Here is a 19,767-nt window from a genome sequence, read left to right on the forward strand (position 1 = left end):
TGGCTATTTCGGCTGCAACTCCAGCAGCCGTGCGTTGGCGCCGTCTTCCAGTACCCAGAGGCTGCCGTTGGGACCTTCCTCGACGTCGCGGATGCGCGTGCCCATGGCATAGCGCTCGACTTCGCGTGCCTCTTCGCCCTTGAGTTCGATCCGCACCAGCGCCTTGGAAGACAGGCCGCCGATGAATGCATTACCTTTCCAGGCCGGGAAGCGGCTGCCCTCGTAGATCATCAATCCGGCCGGGGAAATCACCGGCGTCCAGGTGATCTTCGGCGGGATGAATTCCGGGCGGGTCGCGTGATCCGGGATCGGCTTGCCGCCATAGTGATCGCCATTGGAGACCTCGGGATAGCCGTAATTGCCGCCGCGCTGGATCAGGTTCAGCTCGTCACCGCCCTGGGGACCCATCTCTTGTTCCCACAAGCGGCCTTGGGCATCGAAGGCGATGCCCAGCGGGTTGCGGTGACCCAGCGACCAGACCTGCGCCGCTACGCCGCCCTGCTGGGCGAAGGGGTTGTCCGCAGGCGTACTACCGTCATCGTTGAGGCGGATGAGCTTGCCCAGGTTGCCGGTCATATCCTGGGCCGGGGTGAATTTCTGCCGCTCACCCGAGGTGATCCACAGCTTGCCGTCCGGGCCGAATCTCATACGATGGCCATAGTGACCATTGCCACTGACCTTGGGGGTCTGCCGCCAGATCACCTTGAGGTCACTGAGCGACCCGCTGCCATCTTCTTTCAAGGTCAGCTTGGCACGGGCCACGGCAGCACCCTGGGTACCGTCTTCGCCGGCTTCGGCGTAGCTCAGGTAGATCAGCTGATTGCTGGCGTATTGCGGATGCAGGATGACATCGCCCAGCCCGCCCTGGCCGGCGGCGACCACCTTGGGCACACCGCCGATGTCCTGCGCCTTGCCAGTCTGCACGTTCAGGTGCTTGAGGACGCCGCCTTTCTCGGTGACCAGCGCCGTGCCGTCCGGGAGAAAGGCGATGGCCCAGGGCGCATCCAGGGTGGCTCGTGACGTCGCGGTGAAGGGCCACTGAGCTTCACTCAGCGCCTGGGGTGCGGCATTGGCGTTCAGGGTGGCGAGACCGAACAGGAGACTGCCGGCGGCTAAGGTAAGGCCTTTCATGGGCACGCGGTCCTCGTCGATGGAAGTCCCTACACCCTAGTAGGGACGCCCGCGAAAAGGGCTGCGTTTTTGTTACCTGAGGCGTCTGCCGGGCTAGTTGTCATACCCCAGATTCGGCGCCAGCCACCGCTCCATCACCGCCAGCTCCTGGCCCTTGCGCTCGGTGTAGCTGCCTACCTGATCCCGGTCGATCTTACCCACGGCGAAGTACTGGGCTTCGGGATGGGCGAAGTACCAGCCGCTGACGGCGGCGGCCGGGAACATGGCGTAGTGCTCGGTGAGGAAGACGCCACTGCGACCGGCCTCGTTGAAGCTGGCCTCGGGGTCCAGCAGCTTGAACAGGGTGGCCTTCTCGGTGTGATCGGGGCAGGCCGGATAGCCGGGGGCAGGGCGGATGCCCTTGTACTGCTCGCGGATCAGCGCCTCGTTGTCCAGGGTCTCGTCCGCGGCATAGCCCCAGTGCTCCTTGCGCACCTGCTCGTGCAACCATTCGGCGCAGGCCTCGGCGAGGCGGTCGGCGAGGGCCTTGACCATGATCGAGTTGTAGTCGTCGCCCTTGCGCTCGTAGTTCTTGGCCAGTTCCTCGGCGCCGATGCCGGCGGTGACGATGAAGCCACCCATGTAGTCGGTCACGCCCGTCTCCTTTGGCGCGACGAAGTCGGCCAGGGACAGGTTGGGCTTGCCCTCGGGCTTGATGGTCTGCTGGCGCAGGTGGTGCAGGGTGGCCAGGGGCTGGCCGTCCTCGCCGTAGACTTCCAGGTCGTCGTCACGGACCTGATTGGCCGGCCAGAAGCCGAACACGGCGCGGGCCTTGATCAGCTTCTCGTCGATCAGCTTGCGGAGCATGGCCTGGGCATCGTCGAACAGCGCGGTGGCGGCTTCACCCACCACCTCGTCGCTGAGGATGCGCGGGTACTTGCCGGCCAGGTCCCAGGAGATGAAGAAGGGGGTCCAGTCGATGTACTCGGCCAGCACCGCCAGGTCGATGTCTTCCAGCACCCGGGCACCGGTAAAGGTCGGTTTGGGTGCCTTGTAGCCGAGCCAGTTGAAGGCCGGCTTGTTGGCCACGGCCTTTTCGTAGGACAGGCGTTCGGTGCGGGCGCTGCGGTTGGCGGTGCGCTCACGGACCTCGACGTAGTCGGCGCGAGTGCGCTCGACGAAGCCGGCCTTGAGTTCCTTCGATAGCAGCTGGGTAGCCACGCCCACCGCACGGGAGGCGTCGGTGACATAGACCACGGCATCGTTCTTGTACTGCGGCTCGATCTTGACCGCGGTATGGGCCTTGGAGGTGGTGGCACCGCCGATCATCAGCGGCAGGGTGAAGCCCTGGCGCTGCATTTCCTTGGCGACGTGGACCATCTCGTCCAGCGAGGGGGTGATCAGGCCGGACAGACCAATGATGTCGCACTTCTCGGCGATGGCGGTCTGCAGGATCCTTTCCGCCGGGACCATGACGCCCAGGTCGACGATGTCGTAGCCGTTGCAACCCAGCACCACACCGACGATGTTCTTGCCGATGTCGTGGACGTCGCCCTTGACCGTGGCCATGAGGATCTTGCCCTTGGCCTCGGGCTTGTCGCCTTTTTCCGCTTCAATGAAAGGGATCAGGTGCGCCACCGCCTGCTTCATCACCCGGGCGGACTTGACCACCTGGGGCAGGAACATCTTGCCCGAGCCGAACAGGTCGCCGACCACGTTCATGCCACTCATCAGCGGGCCTTCGATGACCTCGATCGGGCGCGCGCACTGCTGGCGGCATTCCTCGGTGTCCTCGACGATATGGGTGGTGATGCCCTTGACCAGCGCATGCTCCAGTCGCTTGCCCACCGGCAGGCCGCGCCATTCCTCGGTCTCGGCTTCCTTGACCGCGCCACCGCCCCTGTAGTCGTCGGCGATGGCCAGCAGGGCGTCGGTGCCGGCCGGGGTGCGGTTGAGCACCACGTCCTCGACGCGCTCGCGCAGCGCGGCCGGGATCTCGTCGTAGATCTCCAGCTGGCCGGCGTTGACGATGCCCATGGTCAGGCCGTTCTGGATGGCGTGGTAGAGGAAGACCGAGTGGATGGCCTCGCGCACCGGGTTGTTCCCGCGGAAGGAGAAGGAGACGTTGGATACGCCGCCCGAGGTCAGGGCGTAGGGCAGGTTGTCGCGGATATAGGCGCAGGCGTTGATGAAGTCGACCGCATAGTTGTTGTGCTCCTCGATCCCGGTCGCCACGGCGAAGATGTTGGGATCGAAGATGATGTCTTCCGGCGGGAAGCCGACCTGGTTGACGAGGATGTCGTAGGAGCGCGCGCAGATCTCGTTCTTGCGCGCCTCGGTGTCGGCCTGGCCGTCTTCGTCGAAGGCCATGACCACCACCGCCGCGCCGTATCTCTTGCACAGCCGGGCGTGATGGATGAAGCACTCGACGCCTTCCTTCATGGAGATGGAATTGACGATGCCCTTGCCCTGGATGCACTTGAGACCGGCCTCGATCACCTCCCACTTGGAGGAGTCGATCATGATCGGCACCCGGGAGATGTCCGGCTCGGAGGCGATCAGATTGAGGAAGGTGACCATGGCCGCCTTCGAATCCAGCATGCCCTCGTCCATATTGATGTCGATGACCTGGGCCCCGGCTTCCACCTGCTGCTGCGCCACTTCCAGGGCCTCGGCGTAGTTCTCTTCGCGGATCAGGCGGGCGAACTTGGCCGAGCCGGTGATGTTGGTGCGCTCGCCGACGTTGACGAACAGCGACTCGCGGCTGATGGTGAAGGGCTCCAGGCCGGAGAGGCGGCAGGCCTTGGAGATATTCGGCAGCCGCCGCGGCGCATGGCGGGCGACGGCTTCGGCGATGGCCTGGATATGCGCCGGCGTCGTGCCGCAGCAGCCACCGACGATGTTGAGCAGGCCGCTGGCGGCGAATTCCTCGACCACCGCCGCCATCTGCTCGGGGCTTTCGTCGTATTCGCCGAAGGCATTGGGCAGGCCGGCATTGGGGTGGGCGGAGACGAAGGTGTCGGCCTTGGTTGCCAGCTCCTCGACGTAGGGCCGCAGTTCCTTTGCCCCCAGCGCGCAGTTGAGGCCCACGGAAATCGGCTGGGCATGCCGCACCGAGTTCCAGAAGGCTTCGGTGGTCTGGCCGGAGAGGGTGCGGCCGGAGGCGTCGGTGATGGTGCCGGAGATCATGATCGGCAGCTCGATGCCGACCTCCTCGAACACGCCCTGGACGGCGAAGATCGCGGCCTTGGCGTTGAGGGTGTCGAAGATGGTCTCGATCAGGATGAGGTCGGCGCCACCTTCGATCAGGCCACGGGTGGCCTCGGTGTAGTTCTCCACCAGCACATCGAAGGTGACGTTGCGGTAGCCGGGGTTGTTGACGTCTGGGGAGATGGAGCAGGTCCGACTGGTCGGGCCGAGGACCCCGGCGACGAAGCGTGGCCGATCCGGGGTCTCCAGGGTCTTGGCATCGGCCACCTCGCGGGCGACCCGGGCGCCGGCCAGGTTCAGTTCGTAGGTGATCTCCTCCATGCCGTAGTCGGCCTGGGAGACGCGGGTGGCGTTGAAGGTGTTGGTCTCGAGGATATCGGCGCCGGCGTCCAAATAGGCCTTTTCGATCTCGGCGATGATCCGCGGCTGGGTCAGCAGCAAGAGGTCGTTGTTGCCCTTGACGTCACTTGGCCAGTCGGCAAAGCGCTCGCCGCGGTAGTCCGCTTCTTTCAGCCGATAGCTCTGGATCATGGTGCCCATGCCGCCGTCGAGGATGAGGATGCGCTGCGCAAGGGCGTGGCGGAGGGCGGCGAGGCGAGAGCTGCGATCGGTCATGGGCATTCCACAGAGATGAAGAGACGCTGGACAAAGGGTGGCAGCATAGCAAAAGCCGGCGCCCGCCTCGGTATCGGCAGTGGTCCATGATGAGCAGCGCTCATGAAGGGTCGGCGAGTCTTTCATGCCAGGGATATTTGGCGATCTAGAGCGGCCGGTGGGCAAGCCCTCGAAGTGCTGCTTTACTGACAGATGACCGACGTTTACTGTGCGTCAAAACTGCGTCATGGAAGGTGGCCGTGATTCCTCTGGTGATATGCGACGACTCGAACATGGCGCGCAAGCAGCTGGTTCGCTCCCTGCCCGAAGGCTGGGCGGTATCCATCACCCAGGCCACCCATGGCGAGGAAGCCCTCACGGCGCTGCGCCAGGGTCTGGGCCAGGTGATGCTGCTTGACCTGACCATGCCGATCCTGGATGGCTATGGCACCCTGGCGGCCATCCGCAACGAAGGCCTGGCGGTCAAGGTGATCGTCGTCTCCGGCGACGTCCAGGAGCAGGCGGTGGCCCGGGTACGTGAACTGGGCGCCCTGGACTTCCTGCGCAAGCCCGCCGATCCCGCCGAACTGGCCGCGGTGCTCGCACGCCACGGCCTCTACAGCCCCAATCCGGCGGTGCCGGCGGAGCCCGTCCCGCGCCCCGAGCTGGAGGTCAGTTTCCGCGATGCCTTCCGCGAGGTGGTCAACGTTTCCATGGGCCGTGCGGGGGCGCTGCTGGCCAAGGCGCTGAACGTCTTCGTCCAGCTGCCGATTCCCAACGTCAATATCCTGGAAGTCAGCGAGCTGCACATGACGCTGGTGGACGCCCAGCGTGAGGATCGCCTCAGTGCGGTCTGCCAGGGCTACATCGGCGAGGGCATCGCCGGCGAGGCGCTGCTGATCTTCCATGATTCCGAACTCGGCGACATGGCCCAGCTGGTGCGCTGGCGCGAGGCGGGGGAGTCCGGCGACATCGAGATGCTGCTGGACCTGTCGAGCATCATCATCGGCGCCTGCCTGGCCGGCATCGCCGAACAGTTCGACATCCGCTTTTCCCAGGGCCACCCGACCATCCTCGGTCACCATGCGTCCATCGACGAACTCATCGTCGTCAACAAGACGCGCTGGAAGAAGACCCTGGCGGTCGAACTCAGCTACAGCCTGGAAGGCCATAACGTCCACTTCGATCTGCTGCTGCTGTTCACCGAGGATTCGGTGAAGCGCATCACCCGCAAGATCGGCTACCTGATGAGTTGAGCATGGCCGCACAGATCGATATCAACGAACTCCACTGGTTGCTGGACATCGTGCAGAACATCGATGTCGGCGTGGTGGTGCTGGATCTCGACTACCGTATCGAGGTCTGGAACAGCTTCATGGAAAACCATTCCGGGCGGATCCTCAGCGAGGTCAGCCAGCAGTCGCTGTTCGCCGTCTTCGCCGAGATCGACGAAGCCTGGTTTCGCGCCAAGGCCGAGAGCGTGGTGCTGCTGGGCACCCGGGCCTTTTCCATCTGGGAACAGCGACCCTACCTGGTCCACTTCAAGAGCTACCAGCCGATCACCGGCGTGGAAGCCTTCATGTACCAGAACGTGACCCTGCTGCCGCTACGGGATTCCACCGGGGCCATCGCCCATATCTGCGTGGTGATCTACGACGTCACCGATGTCGCCATCAACAAGCGGCAACTGGAGCTTTCCAACGACAAGCTGCAGGAGCTGTCGCGCACCGATCGCCTCACCGGGCTGGCCAATCGCGGTTACTGGGAAGAGCGGCTCACCGAGGAATTCGCCCGCCACCAGCGCTATGGCGGCCGCCTGGCGCTGATGATGCTCGACATCGACCACTTCAAGCGCATCAACGATACCCACGGCCACGCCGTGGGTGACCAGGCGATCAAGGCGCTGGCCGGGGTGATCAAGACCCATGTGCGCAATGCCGACATCGCCGGGCGCTACGGTGGCGAGGAATTCGGCGTGGTGCTGCTCGACACCGGCGTGGAAGGCGCGCGGCTGCTCGCCGAGCGCCTGCGCGAGGCAGTGGAGGCCATGCGTCTCGATATGCTGGGAACACCCATCGCCTTCACCATCAGTATCGGCCTTACCGATCTGTCGGTGCCCCTGGGCAATCACGAGCAGATGATCCAGCAGGCGGACAAGGCGCTCTACGAGTCCAAGCACGCCGGGCGCAACCGGGTGACCAGTTTCGTGCAGCGGCTCGATTGAGTCGATTATCCGACTGTTTCACTAGGGCTTTCGTCGCGGGGTGGGGTGGCGTAAACTTGGGACACCTGTTGAGGAGTGACCATGAGCGCCATCACGATTACCGACGCGGCTCAGGATTACCTGGCCGACCTGTTGGAAAAGCAGAACACCCCCGGGATCGGTATCCGCATCTTCATTACCCAGCCCGGCACCCAGTACGCCGAGACCTGCATCGCCTATTGCAAGCCTGGCGAAGAGAAGCCCGATGATCAGCCCGTAGGGTTGAAGAGCTTTACCGCCTACCTCGATGCCATCAGCCAGCCCTTCCTCGAAGATGCCCTGGTGGACTACGCCACCGACCGTATGGGTGGCCAGCTGACCATCAAGGCGCCCAATGCCAAGGTGCCCATGGTCAACGAGGACAGCCCGCTCAACGAGCGTGTCGACTACTACCTGCAGACCGAGATCAATCCGGGGCTCGCCAGCCACGGTGGCATGGTCAGCCTGGTGGACATCGTCGATGACAACGTGGCCGTGCTGCGTTTCGGCGGTGGTTGCCAGGGCTGTGGCCAGGTCGATCTGACCCTCAAGGATGGCGTCGAGCGCACCCTGCTGGAACGGATCCCCGAGCTCACCGCCGTGCGCGACGTGACCGACCATACCAACCGCGAAAACGCCTACTACTAGAGATAGCGCGTTTTGCGGGTACGAAGGGCTATCGACCGGTTCGATAGCCCTTCGGCGTTTCAGTGGCGCGCGGCGTCAGCCGGCAGGGCCATCAGGCGCTGTTCCTGCGCCCAGTCGAAGACCTCGCCGCGGGATTCCGCCTCGTGACGACGCTCGTCCAGTCGCTGATAGAGCGCCAGCTCTTCGTCCGGCATGAAGTGCAGGCAATCGCCGCCAAAGAACCACAGCAGGTCGCGTGGTACCCGGTGGGCGATCTGCGGATAGCGGCTGAAGACCTGGCTGAGCAGGTCCTGGCCGAGATAGGCGTATTCTTCGGGCGCCTGCGGCAGGCCGGCGACCAGTTCGTCGAAGCGGTCGAGGAACAGCGCGTGATTTTCCGACGGCACCTGCTCGGCCGTGCCGACGTCGGCCAGGAGCGCACGCAACTGGGCGAGGAGGGCAACGTGGTGGTCGAGATAGGAAGTGGCCATGGGTGTCTCCTGAAAAAGCGGCTGCGCAGTATAGGGGCACTGTCCGACGTTGTCTGGTTCGACTAGGATCGAACCTTTGCCCTCTGCCGGGGTTATAGGAAGTAGCACTTTTCTTTGCGAATCAGTTCTTGCCGGGAGGCACATGAGTCTAGCTCTCTCCATTCGCGGTCTGACCAAGACCTACAACAACGGCTTCACCGCCCTCAAGGGCATCGACCTCGATGTGGTCGAAGGTGATTTCTTCGCACTGCTCGGTCCGAACGGAGCGGGCAAGTCGACCACCATCGGCATCCTCTCGACCCTGGTCAACAAGTCGGGCGGTGAGGTGTCGGTGTTCGGCAACGACCTGGACAAGGATCCGGCGGGCCTCAAGCGCTGCCTCGGCGTGGTGCCCCAGGAATTCAATTTCAACCAGTTCGAGAAAGCCTTCGACATCGTGGTGACCCAGGCGGGCTACTACGGCATCCCGGCACGCATCGCCGGTGAACGCGCCGAGGAGTACCTGACGCAGCTCGGGCTGTGGGACAAGCGCGATACGCCGTCGCGCATGCTCTCCGGCGGCATGAAGCGCCGTCTGATGATCGCCCGCGCCCTGATCCACAAGCCGCGCCTGCTGATCCTCGACGAACCCACCGCCGGGGTCGACATCGAGTTGCGCCGCTCCATGTGGAGCTTCCTCACCGAGCTGAACAAGCAGGGGACCAGCATCATCCTCACCACCCACTACCTGGAAGAGGCCGAGCACCTCTGCCGCAACATCGCCATCATCGACCATGGCGAGCTGGTCGAGCACACCAGCATGCGCAAGCTGCTGCAGAAGCTCAACGTCGAGACCTTCATCGTCGACGTGGTCCAGCCGTTGACGGCAGCGCCGCAGCTGGACGGCTATCCGGCCAAGCTGTTGGGCGATCACTCCTTCGAGGTGCAGATCGACAAGGCCAGTGGGGTCAACGCCCTGTTCCGCCAGCTGGACGCCGCCGGCATCCAGGTGCAGAGCCTGAGAAACAAAGCCAATCGCCTGGAGGAGCTGTTCGTCTCCCTGGTGGAAAAGAATCTAGCCAAGGTCGCCCGATGAGTACCGAATTCCAAGCCAACATGGTGGCGCTGCGGACCATCGTCCATCGCGAAGTGCGCCGCTTCACCCGCATCTGGGCGCAGACGCTGCTGCCCCCGGCGATCACCATGGTCCTGTACTTCGTGATCTTCGGTAATCTGATCGGCAATCGCATCGGTGGCATGGGTGGCTTCACCTACATGCAGTACATTGTGCCGGGCCTGATCATGATGTCGGTGATCACCAACGCCTACAGCAACGTGGTCTCCAGCTTCTTCAGCAGCAAGTTCCAGCGCTCGGTGGAAGAACTGCTGGTCTCGCCTGTGTCGCCGCACGTCATCCTCATCGGCTATGCCATGGGCGGCATCCTGCGCGGCCTGGCCGTGGCCGCCATCGTCAGCGTGCTGTCGCTGTTCTTCACCCACATGCAGGTGCACCACCTGGGCATCATGCTGCTGGTGATCATCCTCACTGCAGCGATCTTCGCCCTGGGCGGCTTCATCAACGCCGTCTACGCGCGCAACTTCGACGACATCTCCATCGTGCCGACCTTCGTGCTGACGCCGCTGACCTACCTGGGCGGGGTCTTCTACTCCATCGACCTGCTGCCGGCCTTCTGGCAGAAGGTGTCTTTGATCAATCCGATCCTGCACATGGTCAACGCCTTCCGCTATGGCATCCTCGGGGTGTCCGACATCCGCATCGGGGTGGCGATCGCCTTCATGCTGTTCGCCGTGGTCGTGCTTTATCTGGTCAGCATCCGCCTGCTCGTGAGCGGGCGCGGCATGCGTCATTGAGTGTCAGAGCTTCATGCATAGCGTAGAACAATCGCCCTTGGGCAAAAGCACCGAGTACGTCAGCCAGTACGCGCCGACGCTGCTGTATCCGATCCCGCGCGCGCCCAAGTGGGCGGAGCTGGGCCTGGACGGGCAGGACCTGCCGTTTCACGGGGTGGACGTCTGGACCTGTTACGAGCTGTCCTGGCTGCTGCCGTCCGGCAAGCCGGTGGTGGCCATTGGCGAATTCGCCATCCCGGCCGATTCGCCGAACATCATCGAGTCCAAGTCCTTCAAGCTGTACCTCAACTCCCTGAACCAGTCGATGTTCGCCAGCCCGGCCGAACTCGAAGCCGTACTGGTCAAAGATCTGAGCGCCGCAGCCGGCGGTACCGTCGGTGTCAGCCTGGTATCCCTGGATGACTGGACGGCACGGGGTGTGCGACGCCCCGCTGGCCAGTGCGTCGACGATCTGGATATCAGCCTGGATCGCTACGCCCACCCGCAGGTTGAACTGTTGAGCGTGAGTGAGGCGCGGGATAGTCAGAGGTTTTACAGCCACCTGCTCAAGTCGAACTGCCCGGTCACCGGCCAGCCGGACTGGGGCACGGTGGTGATCGACTATGAAGAGGGGTTGGCGCTGGACGCGGCCAGTCTGCTGCGCTACCTGGTCGCCTTCCGCCAGCATGCGGATTTCCACGAGCAGTGCGTCGAGCGCATCTATCTGGATCTGTGGCGGCTGCTCAAGCCGGCGAAGCTAACCGTGTTCGCCCGCTATGTGCGGCGTGGCGGACTGGACATCAATCCCTACCGGAGCAGTGACGCCATCCAGCCCGCCGCGGAACGTTACGTCCGGCAGTGATCAGATGCCCATGCTGCTCAGGCTGTTCATGATCGAGCGGAGCGTGCCGGCCATGGTCGGGTGACTGACCTCGAAGCGCTCCACCGCCAGATTGACGCCTTCCACCAGGCTGCCATCCCGGGTATGGGTGGCATCTTCGTTGGCCAGCTGGAATTCGATATCCCGGATCAGCAGTTCCAGTTCTTCCCGGTCCTCGGGCGAGGCGGGCGGATCCTGGTCCAACTGGTGGCGGAGGTGGTCGAGTTGTTCCTGCAGATGAGAGGTGGTCATAAGGCGTTTCTCCTGTGTTCGGATTCTTTGACCGCAACCTTGGGTCAAAGATCGAGTCACAGCGCCGGGCCCTAAGCCAAACTGGCAAAGCTATGACTATAATCGGCGCCTTTCAGGCGTCTGAGTGCAACGAGGAGAGAAGCGATGACGGTCGAGCGACGTGGTTCCAAGGTTTGGGGAGCGCTCCTTGCAACGGCCCTGACGTTTGCCGGTCAGGCGATGGCGGCCGAAGCCGAGAATCCCGATCCCTGGGAAGGCTTCAACCGCAAGATCTTCGTGTTCAACGATACCCTGGATACCTATGCCCTCAAGCCGGTCGCCCAGGGCTATCAGCGCTTCACGCCCGGCTTCGTGCAGACCGGCGTGAGCAACTTCTTCAACAACCTGGGTGACGTGCGCAACCTGGCCAACGATCTGCTGCAGGGCAAGGTCGAGCACGCCGGGGTCGATACCGCGCGCCTGCTGATGAACACCACCCTGGGTGGCCTCGGCCTGGTCGACGTGGCGACCAAGGCCGGTCTGCAGCGCAACGACGAGGATTTCGGCCAGACCCTGGGCAAGTGGGGCGCCAACAGCGGTCCCTACCTGGTGTTGCCATTCTTCGGTCCCAGCAGCGTGCGTGACGGCCTTGGCCGCATTCCGGACAGCTACACCAGCGCCTATCCCTATGTCGACGATGTCGCCGTGCGCAACAGCGCCTTCGCCCTCAGCACCGTCGACACCCGGGCCGGTCTGCTGCAGGCCGAGCGCCTGATCACCGGCGACAAGTATGTTTTCATCCGCAATGCCTACCTGCAGACCCGCGAATTCAAGGTCAAGGATGGCCAGGTGGTCGACGACTTCTAGTCGCCGTCCAATAAAAAAGGCAGCCTACGGGCTGCCTTTTTTATTGGGGATCGGAGCCTCTAGCGCATTTCCAGTACGGACAGGCCGAGCAGCTGCTTGCCAGAGTCCGTCGCCTGGACGCGCAGGACCTCGGTATCGGCTTCCAGGCCGGGGAGTTCGGCATGGCTGGAGGGGATGAGCACGGTCACCTTGTCGCCGATCTGCAGGCTGGTGGCGGCCTCGATCTGGAAGCCGGTGCTGGACAGATCGACGCAACGCGCCTCGAAGGAGGCGTCGCCGACCTTCAATAAGGCCTTGGAGTCGACATGCATGCGAATGAAGTCGCGCTTTTCACTGTAAGAACGGTCGATGGTACTCATGGCAATCCTACTGCTTGGGAGGATGGATGACGGGTTGCTGGAGGTATAAACTCCATAACGGCACCCTGTAAAGAAATTCCATCCGGTTGGCAAGCTTGAACGCCCCGGTGGATGGGAGTAGTGTCTCCGCCGTGTCGTAATCACCGTGGCCCGTGTCGGATAGTGTCCGCCGGTTTGCCGTTCGGGTGCATGCCTGGATCCTCTATGTCTAATTCGCCTGCCACGCTCTTGATCATTGACGATGACGAGGTGGTTCGCCTCAGTCTCGCCGACTATCTCGAAGACAGTGGCTTCAACGTCCTGCAGGCCAGCAATGGTCAGCAGGGCCTGGAAATATTCGAGCGCGAACAGCCCGACCTCATCATCTGCGACCTGCGCATGCCGCAGGTCGACGGGCTGACGCTGCTGCGCCGCATCAGCGAGTTGTCCATCGATACGCCCGTGCTGGTGCTGTCCGGCGCCGGCGTCATGAGCGACGTCGTGGAAGCCCTGCGCCTGGGCGCCGCCGATTACCTGATCAAGCCGCTGGAAGACCTGATGGTGCTCGAGCACTCGGTCAACCGTGCCTTGGATCGCGCTCGTCTGCGTCTGGAAAACGATCGCTACCGGGTCAAGCTGGAAAACACCAATCGCGAGCTGCAGGCCAGCCTGAGCCTGCTGCAGGAAGATCAGAACGCCGGACGCCACGTGCAGATGAACATGCTGCCAGTGACGCCCTGGGAAACCGAAGGGCTGAACTTCGCCCACGAGATCATTCCGTCGCTGTATCTGTCCGGCGACTTCGTCGACTACTTTCGCATCGACGAACACCGTGTTGCCTTCTACCTGGCCGACGTCTCCGGCCATGGCGCGTCCTCGGCCTTCGTGACCGTGCTGCTCAAGTTCATGACCACGCGCCTGCTCTACGAGTCCAAGCGCAACGGCACCCTGCCCGAATTCAAGCCCTCGGATGTGCTTGGCCACATCAACAGGGGTCTACTGGATTGCAAATTGGGCAAGCACGTGACCATGCTGGGTGGCGTCATCGACGAAACCACGGGTACCCTGGCGTACAGCATCGGTGGCCATCTGCCGCTGCCGGTCCTGCATACCCCGGAAGAAACGCGATTCCTGGTCGGCAAGGGGCTGCCGGTCGGCCTGTTCCAAGAGGCGACCTACAATGACCACCAGATGGATCTGCCCGAGCGTTTCAGCCTGACCCTCTTTTCGGATGGCATCTTCGACCTGCTGCCGGGAGACAATTTGAAAGAGAAAGAACACAGCTTGCCCGACTACGTCCGCCGCGCCGGCGGTACACTGGCAGGCCTGAGCGAAGCCCTGGATCTGGCATCCGTCACCGAGATGCCCGACGATATCGCTTTGCTGGTGTTGAGCAGGAACCTGGCATGAGCACCGGAAAAATCCAATTTGCCGAGCAGGATGGAACCTTCGTCCTGAAGTTTACCGGCGAGGTGCGTCTCACCCTGTGCTCGGCGCTGGACGCGACCATCGAACACATCTTCTCGTCGTTGAATTTCTCCTCCATCGTCATCGACCTGACCGAGACGCAGAGTATCGACAGCACCACCCTGGGCCTCCTGGCCAAGCTGTCGATCCTGTCGCGGCAGCGCATCGGGCTGCTGCCCATGCTGACCACCAACAACCCGGACATCCTGCGCCTGCTGGATTCCATGGGTTTCGATCAGGTGTTCAACATCGTCGAGACCGTACTGCCTTGCCCGGATTGCCTGACCGACCTGCCACCGCAGGACCAGTCCGAAGCCGAGGTGCGCAGTCGCGTGCTTGAAGCCCATCGGGTGTTGATGGGCCTCAATGAATCCAACCGCAATGCCTTTCGCGATCTGGTCAGTGCCCTCGAAAGGCACTGACCGAATGATCCTTTAGCGCTTGCCGGGCAGCAGCACTTCCAGCTTTTCCTGATCCCGCGCGAACTGGCGAATGCCTTCAGCCAGCTTTTCGGTGGCCATGGCGTCTTCGTTGTGCGCCCAGCGGAAGGCGGCCTCGTTCAGCTGCTGCTTGGGCTCGCCACCGGTGCTGTCGGCGTTCAGCACGCGCGGCAGGTCGCCCTGGGCTTCCGACAGCTGCTGCAGCAATTCGGGGCTGATGGTCAGGCGATCACAGCCGGCCAGCTGCTCGATCTGGTTCAGGTTGCGGAAGCTGGCACCCATCACCACGGTGTCGTAGCCATTGGCCTTGTAGTACTGGTAGATGCGGGTGACGGACTTCACGCCCGGATCTTCCGCGCCTTCGTAGTCACGGCCTTCGGCCTTCTTGTACCAGTCGTAGATGCGACCGACGAAGGGCGAGATCAGGAATACGCCCGCTTCGGCGCAGGCGGCGGCCTGGGCGAAGGAGAACAGCAGGGTCAGGTTGGTCTGGATGCCTTCCTTCTCCAGTTGCTCGGCGGCGCGGATGCCTTCCCAGGTGGAGGCGATCTTGATCAGCACGCGGTCCTTGCCGATACCGGCCTTCTCGTACAGTTCGATCAGGCGATGGGCGCGATCCAGGGTGGCGGCGGTGTCGAACGACAGGCGCGCATCCACCTCGGTGGAGATGCGACCGGGGATCAGCTTGAGGATCTCGCCACCGACGGCCACGGCGAAGCGATCGCAGGCCAGACCGATGTCACCCTTGGCGCCGCTGAAGGCAGCCTGCAGGTGTTCTTCGTAGCGGGGCAGGGCAGCGGCCTTGAGCAGCAGCGAGGGGTTGGTGGTGGCGTCGTAGGGCTTGAGGCGGGCGATGGCGTCCAGATCGCCGGTATCGGCGACGACCGTGGTGTATTGCTTGAGTTGTTCCAGCTTGCTCATGGCAGGTCTTTCCTTCGGTTAACGAATGGACATCGTGGAGACGTGACTCAGTGGCCCCTGAGAAGTTCAGTGGCCTCGTCATACAGGCGCAGCGGTTCAGGGCTGCGATGCAGATCGGTGGACAGCAGTTGACGGAAGCGCCGCGCGCCGGGAAAGCCCTGCGCCAGGCCCAGGATATGGCGGGTGACGTGATGGATGAGCCCACCCTGTTGCAGATGCGCCTCGACATAGGGCCGCAGCTGCAGCATGACCTCATGGCGGGTCAGTTGCGGGCGGTCGCAGTCGTAGAGCGCCGCGTCCACTTCCGCCAGTAGGTAGGGATTCTGGTAGGCCTCGCGACCCAGCATCACCCCATCGAAGACCTCCAGCTGCTCGCGGCAGGTGTCCAGGGTCTTGATCCCGCCATTCAGGATGAATTCGAGATCCGGAAAATCCTGCACCAGCTGCGCGGCCACGTCGTAGCGCAGCGGCGGGATCTCGCGATTCTGCTTGGGCGACAGCCCTTCGAGGATGGCGATGCGCGCGTGCACGGTAAAGCTGCGGCAACCGGCCTCGGCGACCTGGCCGACGAAGTCCCGCAGGGCCTCGTAGCTGTCGCGCCCGGAGATGCCGATGCGGTGCTTGACCGTCACCGGGATAGCCACGGCATCGCGCATTGCCTTGACGCTGTCGGCCACCCGCTCGGGATAGGCCATCAGGCAGGCGCCGATCATGTTGTTCTGCACCCGGTCGCTGGGGCAGCCGACATTCAGGTTGATCTCGTCATACCCCGCCTGCTCACCCAACCGCGCCGCGGCGGCCAGCTCGGCCGGCACGCTGCCGCCCAGCTGCAGCGCCAGGGGATGCTCGGTCTCGTCATGGCGCAGAAAGCGCTGGGCATCGCCATGCAACAGGGCACCGGTGGTGACCATCTCCGTATAGAGCAGGGCATGCTGGGACAGCAAACGATGGAAATAGCGGCAATGGCGGTCCGTCCAATCCATCATGGGCGCCACGGAGAAGCGGCGGGACGGCTCAGGGCGCGTGGTTGCTGGGTTTGAGGCGGTTTCGGCAAGCATCTCGGTACGTCTGTGTGGAGCTGGTTTGCTACCTTTCAGCCGCTTCAGTAGAGCTGTAGCTGCAAGGTCGCAAGCGTAAGGAGCATGAGTTGAATCGGAAGGGGAACGCTAACGTCTCACTGCCAAAAAACGGCAGAACAAGCGTAGAAATCCGGGTCTGCAGCATGCTGGGGTTCAGGGTTGAGTCTATCAGGAAAGCCAGGCATCCGATTGGAAGCGGACCCTTTAAGTATCGATGAGAAAGTGAGATATGGCGCGTGTCCAGAGCACAACGTGGGCTTCCTCAATTCCAACTACAAGCTCTACGCCGACGTCTCGAACCGGGTGGTGCGGACCATCCAGGGGATGGTGCTGGACGTGGAGGCGTATTCGATCAACAAGTGCTGGGCGGACCTCATCGGCCTGCTTGGCGTCCTGGGGCTGGACCGTAAGAGCCTGACGCGAGTGCATATGCCCATCGGCGTCGGGATATCCAGCACCAGAACGCTGGCGCTGGTGAGCATCCAGACCGGGCAGCATGAGCTGGAGGAGCGCCGCTACTACCGCAGCCTGTGTATCCCGCTCGCGCACCCTATCGATTACACCCGCCTCCTGGTGCAGGTCGTTCTGGCCGGCTTGGACCCCATTTATCGCGAGGGCTACGCCTACTCGAAGTGCGCCGGGGTGCTGGGCAGCATCGTGCAGACGGACGAGTTCACGCCGGATCTCTTCGCCCCGGCCTGGCAGGGGCGGCCCAGCGAGCGGATGCGGGTGGTGGACCGGATCAATGCGCGATACGGGCGGGCGGCGCTACACGTGGGGCGGGTGCCCGCCGATCCGGGGTGGCAGATGCGGCGGGAGCTGTTGTCGCGGGGGTATATGACAAGGTGGGGGGGAGTTACCGCAGGCTGGCTAGATTATGCAATCTAATCCGCTATGATTGGTTAATAACAATTTGCCTGTTAGGAAAGTGCGAGCATGGAAGGTTCTGCTGACATTGAAAAACCACCCCGCCGAATCATCGAATTTGGGGCAATTATAACGACTCTTACACTTGTCACGTATGCTCTGGGCTATCTAAAGCTAGCAGTCCTATATGCGGTTCTGGATTGCACGTGGGTTCTTAGGTTTCATGGGCCACAAGACTTTATAGCGAATGGCGCTGTTGGGGTGGCAGCGGCGTTTGTCTCGGCAGTAATATTTAGCTTTACAAAATGGCGAGAGAATTCGCTTCAGAATGCTCAGGTTATCCTAGGGTTGATAGGGTTGGTCTCCCTCTTGATCGCTGGCGGGCTTTCGAAATTATTCTCCAAATCGTCAGTGTTTTTTGACCCCGTAATGGAGGTGTTCCCTTACGTTTATATGGGGCCAATATTTTATGATTTATTTTTTTCCATATATGAGAAGCGTGAGGCGAAGAATCTTTCAATTTACTTCATGGGGGTTCCTGTTCTACTTTTTGTATTAATTTATATAGCTACAGATTCGAAATATAAGGAAGTTGCTAAAGGGCTGGGTTCTACTTATATGGTGTCTAGGCTCTCTGGAGCTGATAAATCAATATTGGTGGGCTCTGTGAATGGTAAGTATTTGGTACTGCCTTGCGAACCTCGCCAAAGGTTTTCCATTATTGATCCAGGTAGTGAGTGGGTTGTTTCTCCATTGGCTAGTGCCTCGGACTGTCAGCCTGCTCTACCGCGTTAGGTAGCCAGGTCAGTTTCTTTCAGCTTTTTCCACTCCCTTTCCACGGCCCGCTTCGCCGTCGCCTTGGTGGCGTACAGGTGCCTGAGCCGCCGCGGCTTGCTCTGGTCGCCCTCGGTGAGGGTGTGCTCCTTGCCGGTCTCGGGATCTCGGTAGTAGGCGATGATGCCGGTGTAGTCGCCCTGGATCTCGTCGACCAGGTCGGCGACCAGGTCTTCCGGCAGCTTGGCTTCCAGCTCGAGGCGCGTGGTGTAGCCGCCGTCCGCCGTGAGACTGTGCTGCACGTTCCCGCCGTACCAGATGATGGCGTCGATCTCGGCCTTCACACCCTGCAGGGTGTAGGCGGGTTCGGGCATGAGCTTCGGTCGGGCCAGGGCGAGCGGGTAGGCAAGGGTGGCGGTAGTGCGCGGAAAATGTCGTGTGGCGTAGGCTGAAAGGGGACTCTGGCGAGACGCAGCAAGTTGAGGACTGGAAACGCTACGGCCTTGTGCCCGCCGATCCGGTGGTAGATGCGGCGGGAGCTGCTGTCGGGGGGTATACGACGCGGTCGGGGAGTTGCCGCGGACAGGTTGGAAGGCCGTCGATCAGATCGAGCGCTGATTGACCCGCGCTGAAAGTGCTTCTGCGCTCTCCTTGCGCTCGGAGTAGCGATCAACCAGGTAGGCGTCCCGGCCTCTGGTGAGAAGCGTGAATTTCATCAGCTCCTCCATGACGTCCACCACCCGGTCGTAGTAGGCCGAGGGTTTCATGCGACCCGCTTCGTCGAATTCCAGGAACGCCTTGGGGACCGATGACTGGTTGGGGATGGTCACCATGCGCATCCAGCGGCCGAGGATCCGCAGCTGGTTCACCGTGTTGAACGACTGGGATCCGCCACTGACCTGCATGACAGCGAGCGTCTTGCCTTGGGTAGGACGTACCGCGCCCAGCGTGAGCGGAATCCAGTCGATCTGCGCCTTGAATACCGCTGACATCGAGCCATGGCGCTCGGGGGAGCACCACACCTGCCCTTCGGACCAGAGCACCAGATCGCGAAGCTCCTGAACCTTGGGATGCTCTACCGGCGCGTCGTCAGGCAGCGGCAGGCCGGTTGGATTGAAGACTGCCGTCTCGGCGCCCATGAGCTGCAGGATTCGGGCTGCTTCCTCAACCAGCAGCCGGCTGAAGGAGCGCTCCCGATTCGATCCGTACAGCAGCAGGATGCGCGGCTTGTGCTGAAGCTGTTCCGGCTCGGAGAGCTTATCGACGGTAGGGACGTCGAATAGCGATTCGTCCAGGTTGGGGCTGGTTTCGAGAGTGGCGCTCATTGGATCTCTCCGATCTCATCGAGCGCCTGCTTCAGTTGCGCTGGGCTCAATGCGTTCGGGTCTAGACGGAAAAAGGCGTCCAGTCTTCTGCGGATCTGAGCCACCGTTGCATCGAACGCGGCCTGGACCTGGTCATTATTGCCGACAACGTCAGAAGGATCCGCCAAGCCCCAGTGGCTTTTTATCGAGGGACCAAAGAAGACCGGACAGGGCTCGCCTCCCGCCTTGTCACAGACCGTGATGATGATGTCTGGCGGGTTGCCTTCAAAGGTCTCGGACCCTTTGCTGTAGAGGCCGGAAGTATCGATGCCCAGGCCCTCCAGCGTCTGGACCGCGATAGGGTTCAACCGTCCGCTGGGAAAGCTGCCTGAGCTCACGGCAGAGCAGCCAGCAGGTGCAAGGTGGTTGAAGAGACCTTCAGACAGAACGCTGCGGCAGCTATTGGCCGTGCACATAAAGAGGACTTTCATGGCT

At 62.3% G+C, this 19,767-nt stretch carries 20 protein-coding genes and 1 pseudogene; 11 read left to right on the plus strand and 10 right to left on the minus strand.

Translation table 11 applies throughout. The features are described from left to right. Positions 1-3: 3 nt before the first annotated feature. Together PVZ72_RS06865 and metH are read right to left on the minus strand one after the other, a co-directional pair. Positions 4-1,131 carry a PQQ-dependent sugar dehydrogenase gene (locus PVZ72_RS06865; RefSeq protein ID WP_187979320.1) on the minus strand — a complete coding sequence of 376 codons (1,128 nt, stop codon included), beginning with the start codon at positions 1,129-1,131 and terminating at the stop codon, positions 4-6. A 93-nt stretch (positions 1,132-1,224) separates the two neighbouring features. Further along, entirely contained in the window at positions 1,225-4,941 is a 3,717-nt protein-coding gene (gene metH / locus PVZ72_RS06870) for a methionine synthase (protein ID WP_273861518.1), read from the minus strand. Between the two features lie 227 nt (positions 4,942-5,168). Here metH and PVZ72_RS06875 point away from each other — a divergent pair, with 227 nt between their 5' ends. The 3 genes from PVZ72_RS06875 (at position 5,169) to nfuA (ending at position 7,804) form a co-directional block, all read left to right on the plus strand. Next, on the plus strand, positions 5,169-6,170 hold the full coding sequence (locus PVZ72_RS06875) for a response regulator (RefSeq protein WP_273861519.1): 1,002 nt from the start codon (positions 5,169-5,171) through the stop codon (positions 6,168-6,170). A 2-nt stretch (positions 6,171-6,172) separates the two neighbouring features. Then, on the plus strand, positions 6,173-7,138 hold the full coding sequence (locus tag PVZ72_RS06880; RefSeq protein ID WP_187979318.1) for a sensor domain-containing diguanylate cyclase: 966 nt from the start codon (positions 6,173-6,175) through the stop codon (positions 7,136-7,138). An 81-nt stretch (positions 7,139-7,219) separates the two neighbouring features. Further along, positions 7,220-7,804 (plus strand): Fe-S biogenesis protein NfuA, encoded by a 585-nt coding sequence (gene nfuA / locus PVZ72_RS06885; RefSeq protein ID WP_133863080.1) that lies wholly within the window; start codon positions 7,220-7,222, stop codon positions 7,802-7,804. 59 nt (positions 7,805-7,863) lie between these two features. On the opposite strand, the gene PVZ72_RS06890 is transcribed toward nfuA, so the two are convergent. After that, on the minus strand, positions 7,864-8,274 hold the full coding sequence (locus PVZ72_RS06890) for a PA2817 family protein (RefSeq protein WP_187979317.1): 411 nt from the start codon (positions 8,272-8,274) through the stop codon (positions 7,864-7,866). Positions 8,275-8,416: 142 nt separating this feature from the next. On the opposite strand from PVZ72_RS06890, the gene PVZ72_RS06895 reads away from it, so the two are divergent. The 3 genes from PVZ72_RS06895 to queF are packed head-to-tail and all read left to right on the plus strand — an operon-like array spanning position 8,417 to position 10,966. Continuing rightward, complete coding sequence (locus PVZ72_RS06895) at positions 8,417-9,349, plus strand: ABC transporter ATP-binding protein (protein ID WP_133863078.1); 933 nt, start codon at positions 8,417-8,419, stop codon at positions 9,347-9,349. Further along, complete coding sequence (locus tag PVZ72_RS06900) at positions 9,346-10,125, plus strand: ABC transporter permease (RefSeq protein WP_133863077.1); 780 nt, start codon at positions 9,346-9,348, stop codon at positions 10,123-10,125. Before PVZ72_RS06895 ends, PVZ72_RS06900 begins: the two co-directional genes overlap by 4 nt. Positions 10,126-10,138: 13 nt before the next feature. After that, complete coding sequence (queF, locus tag PVZ72_RS06905; protein ID WP_273861520.1) at positions 10,139-10,966, plus strand: NADPH-dependent 7-cyano-7-deazaguanine reductase QueF; 828 nt, start codon at positions 10,139-10,141, stop codon at positions 10,964-10,966. Here the strand turns inward: queF and PVZ72_RS06910 are convergent, their stop codons facing one another. After that, positions 10,967-11,236 carry a DUF4404 family protein gene (locus PVZ72_RS06910; protein WP_007158392.1) on the minus strand — a complete coding sequence of 90 codons (270 nt, stop codon included), beginning with the start codon at positions 11,234-11,236 and terminating at the stop codon, positions 10,967-10,969. 219 nt (positions 11,237-11,455) lie between these two features. Between PVZ72_RS06910 and PVZ72_RS06915 the strand changes: the two genes are divergently transcribed. Then, positions 11,456-12,082: an MlaA family lipoprotein gene (locus tag PVZ72_RS06915; protein ID WP_273861521.1), complete on the plus strand. Its 627-nt coding sequence runs from the start codon at positions 11,456-11,458 to the stop codon at positions 12,080-12,082. Positions 12,083-12,141: 59 nt separating this feature from the next. On the opposite strand, the gene PVZ72_RS06920 is transcribed toward PVZ72_RS06915, so the two are convergent. Then, a complete protein-coding gene (locus tag PVZ72_RS06920; protein WP_187979315.1) occupies positions 12,142-12,441 on the minus strand; it encodes a PilZ domain-containing protein in 300 nt (99 codons plus the stop codon). 204 nt (positions 12,442-12,645) lie between these two features. Between PVZ72_RS06920 and rssB the strand changes: the two genes are divergently transcribed. Further along, the gene (gene rssB, locus PVZ72_RS06925; RefSeq protein WP_133861614.1) at positions 12,646-13,830 is read left to right on the plus strand and encodes a two-component system response regulator RssB; all 1,185 of its coding nucleotides are present in this window, start codon (positions 12,646-12,648) and stop codon (positions 13,828-13,830) included. Continuing rightward, positions 13,827-14,309, plus strand: coding sequence for an anti-sigma factor antagonist RssC (rssC, locus tag PVZ72_RS06930; RefSeq protein WP_007158388.1), 483 nt, complete (start codon positions 13,827-13,829; stop codon positions 14,307-14,309). The genes rssB and rssC overlap by 4 nt, the downstream gene beginning before the upstream one ends. A gap of 12 nt (positions 14,310-14,321) precedes the next feature. On the opposite strand, the gene tal is transcribed toward rssC, so the two are convergent. Both tal and dusA read right to left on the minus strand, forming a co-directional pair. After that, complete coding sequence (tal, locus tag PVZ72_RS06935) at positions 14,322-15,248, minus strand: transaldolase (RefSeq protein WP_133861615.1); 927 nt, start codon at positions 15,246-15,248, stop codon at positions 14,322-14,324. A gap of 47 nt (positions 15,249-15,295) precedes the next feature. Further along, positions 15,296-16,306, minus strand: coding sequence for a tRNA dihydrouridine(20/20a) synthase DusA (gene dusA, locus PVZ72_RS06940; protein WP_273861522.1), 1,011 nt, complete (start codon positions 16,304-16,306; stop codon positions 15,296-15,298). 243 nt (positions 16,307-16,549) lie between these two features. Here dusA and PVZ72_RS06945 point away from each other — a divergent pair, with 243 nt between their 5' ends. Both PVZ72_RS06945 and PVZ72_RS06950 read left to right on the plus strand, forming a co-directional pair. Next, positions 16,550-17,215 carry a DUF4113 domain-containing protein gene (locus PVZ72_RS06945; RefSeq protein ID WP_337960392.1) on the plus strand — a complete coding sequence of 222 codons (666 nt, stop codon included), beginning with the start codon at positions 16,550-16,552 and terminating at the stop codon, positions 17,213-17,215. A 48-nt stretch (positions 17,216-17,263) separates the two neighbouring features. Continuing rightward, positions 17,264-17,989 (plus strand): hypothetical protein, encoded by a 726-nt coding sequence (locus PVZ72_RS06950; RefSeq protein WP_187979311.1) that lies wholly within the window; start codon positions 17,264-17,266, stop codon positions 17,987-17,989. Here PVZ72_RS06950 and PVZ72_RS06955 read toward each other — a convergent pair. The 3 genes and pseudogenes from PVZ72_RS06955 to PVZ72_RS06965 all read right to left on the minus strand — a co-directional run. Continuing rightward, positions 17,986-18,441, minus strand: a pseudogene (locus PVZ72_RS06955) (phage late control D family protein); the annotation flags it as partial. The gene PVZ72_RS06950 and the pseudogene PVZ72_RS06955 overlap by 4 nt on opposite strands. 129 nt (positions 18,442-18,570) lie before the next feature. Next, on the minus strand, positions 18,571-19,293 hold the full coding sequence (gene arsH / locus PVZ72_RS06960) for an arsenical resistance protein ArsH (RefSeq protein WP_187979310.1): 723 nt from the start codon (positions 19,291-19,293) through the stop codon (positions 18,571-18,573). Continuing rightward, positions 19,290-19,763, minus strand: coding sequence for an arsenate reductase ArsC (locus PVZ72_RS06965; protein WP_187979309.1), 474 nt, complete (start codon positions 19,761-19,763; stop codon positions 19,290-19,292). The genes arsH and PVZ72_RS06965 overlap by 4 nt, the downstream gene beginning before the upstream one ends. Positions 19,764-19,767 lie beyond the last annotated feature (4 nt).

The organism is Pseudomonas sp. LA5, from assembly GCF_028640825.1.
GTDB classification, from domain to species: domain Bacteria; phylum Pseudomonadota; class Gammaproteobacteria; order Pseudomonadales; family Pseudomonadaceae; genus Chryseomonas; species Chryseomonas aestiva.

Bases quoted from the DNA above. Each gene is read 5' to 3' on its own strand.
- rssB (WP_133861614.1), top strand. From the start codon at position 12,646: ATGTCTAATTCGCCTGCCACGCTCTTGATCATTGACGATGACGAGGTG.
- PVZ72_RS06880 (WP_187979318.1), top strand. From the start codon at position 6,173: ATGGCCGCACAGATCGATATCAACGAACTCCACTGGTTGCTGGACATC.
- nfuA (WP_133863080.1), top strand. From the start codon at position 7,220: ATGAGCGCCATCACGATTACCGACGCGGCTCAGGATTACCTGGCCGAC.
- PVZ72_RS06915 (WP_273861521.1), top strand. From the start codon at position 11,456: ATGGCGGCCGAAGCCGAGAATCCCGATCCCTGGGAAGGCTTCAACCGC.
- PVZ72_RS06865 (WP_187979320.1), bottom strand. From the start codon at position 1,131: ATGAAAGGCCTTACCTTAGCCGCCGGCAGTCTCCTGTTCGGTCTCGCC.
- PVZ72_RS06890 (WP_187979317.1), bottom strand. From the start codon at position 8,274: ATGGCCACTTCCTATCTCGACCACCACGTTGCCCTCCTCGCCCAGTTG.
- PVZ72_RS06910 (WP_007158392.1), bottom strand. From the start codon at position 11,236: ATGACCACCTCTCATCTGCAGGAACAACTCGACCACCTCCGCCACCAG.
- tal (WP_133861615.1), bottom strand. From the start codon at position 15,248: ATGAGCAAGCTGGAACAACTCAAGCAATACACCACGGTCGTCGCCGAT.
- PVZ72_RS06900 (WP_133863077.1), top strand. From the start codon at position 9,346: ATGAGTACCGAATTCCAAGCCAACATGGTGGCGCTGCGGACCATCGTC.
- dusA (WP_273861522.1), bottom strand. From the start codon at position 16,306: ATGCTTGCCGAAACCGCCTCAAACCCAGCAACCACGCGCCCTGAGCCG.
- metH (WP_273861518.1), bottom strand. From the start codon at position 4,941: ATGCCCATGACCGATCGCAGCTCTCGCCTCGCCGCCCTCCGCCACGCC.
- PVZ72_RS06965 (WP_187979309.1), bottom strand. From the start codon at position 19,763: ATGAAAGTCCTCTTTATGTGCACGGCCAATAGCTGCCGCAGCGTTCTG.
- arsH (WP_187979310.1), bottom strand. From the start codon at position 19,293: ATGAGCGCCACTCTCGAAACCAGCCCCAACCTGGACGAATCGCTATTC.
- PVZ72_RS06895 (WP_133863078.1), top strand. From the start codon at position 8,417: ATGAGTCTAGCTCTCTCCATTCGCGGTCTGACCAAGACCTACAACAAC.
- PVZ72_RS06920 (WP_187979315.1), bottom strand. From the start codon at position 12,441: ATGAGTACCATCGACCGTTCTTACAGTGAAAAGCGCGACTTCATTCGC.
- rssC (WP_007158388.1), top strand. From the start codon at position 13,827: ATGAGCACCGGAAAAATCCAATTTGCCGAGCAGGATGGAACCTTCGTC.
- PVZ72_RS06950 (WP_187979311.1), top strand. From the start codon at position 17,264: ATGGAAGGTTCTGCTGACATTGAAAAACCACCCCGCCGAATCATCGAA.
- queF (WP_273861520.1), top strand. From the start codon at position 10,139: ATGCATAGCGTAGAACAATCGCCCTTGGGCAAAAGCACCGAGTACGTC.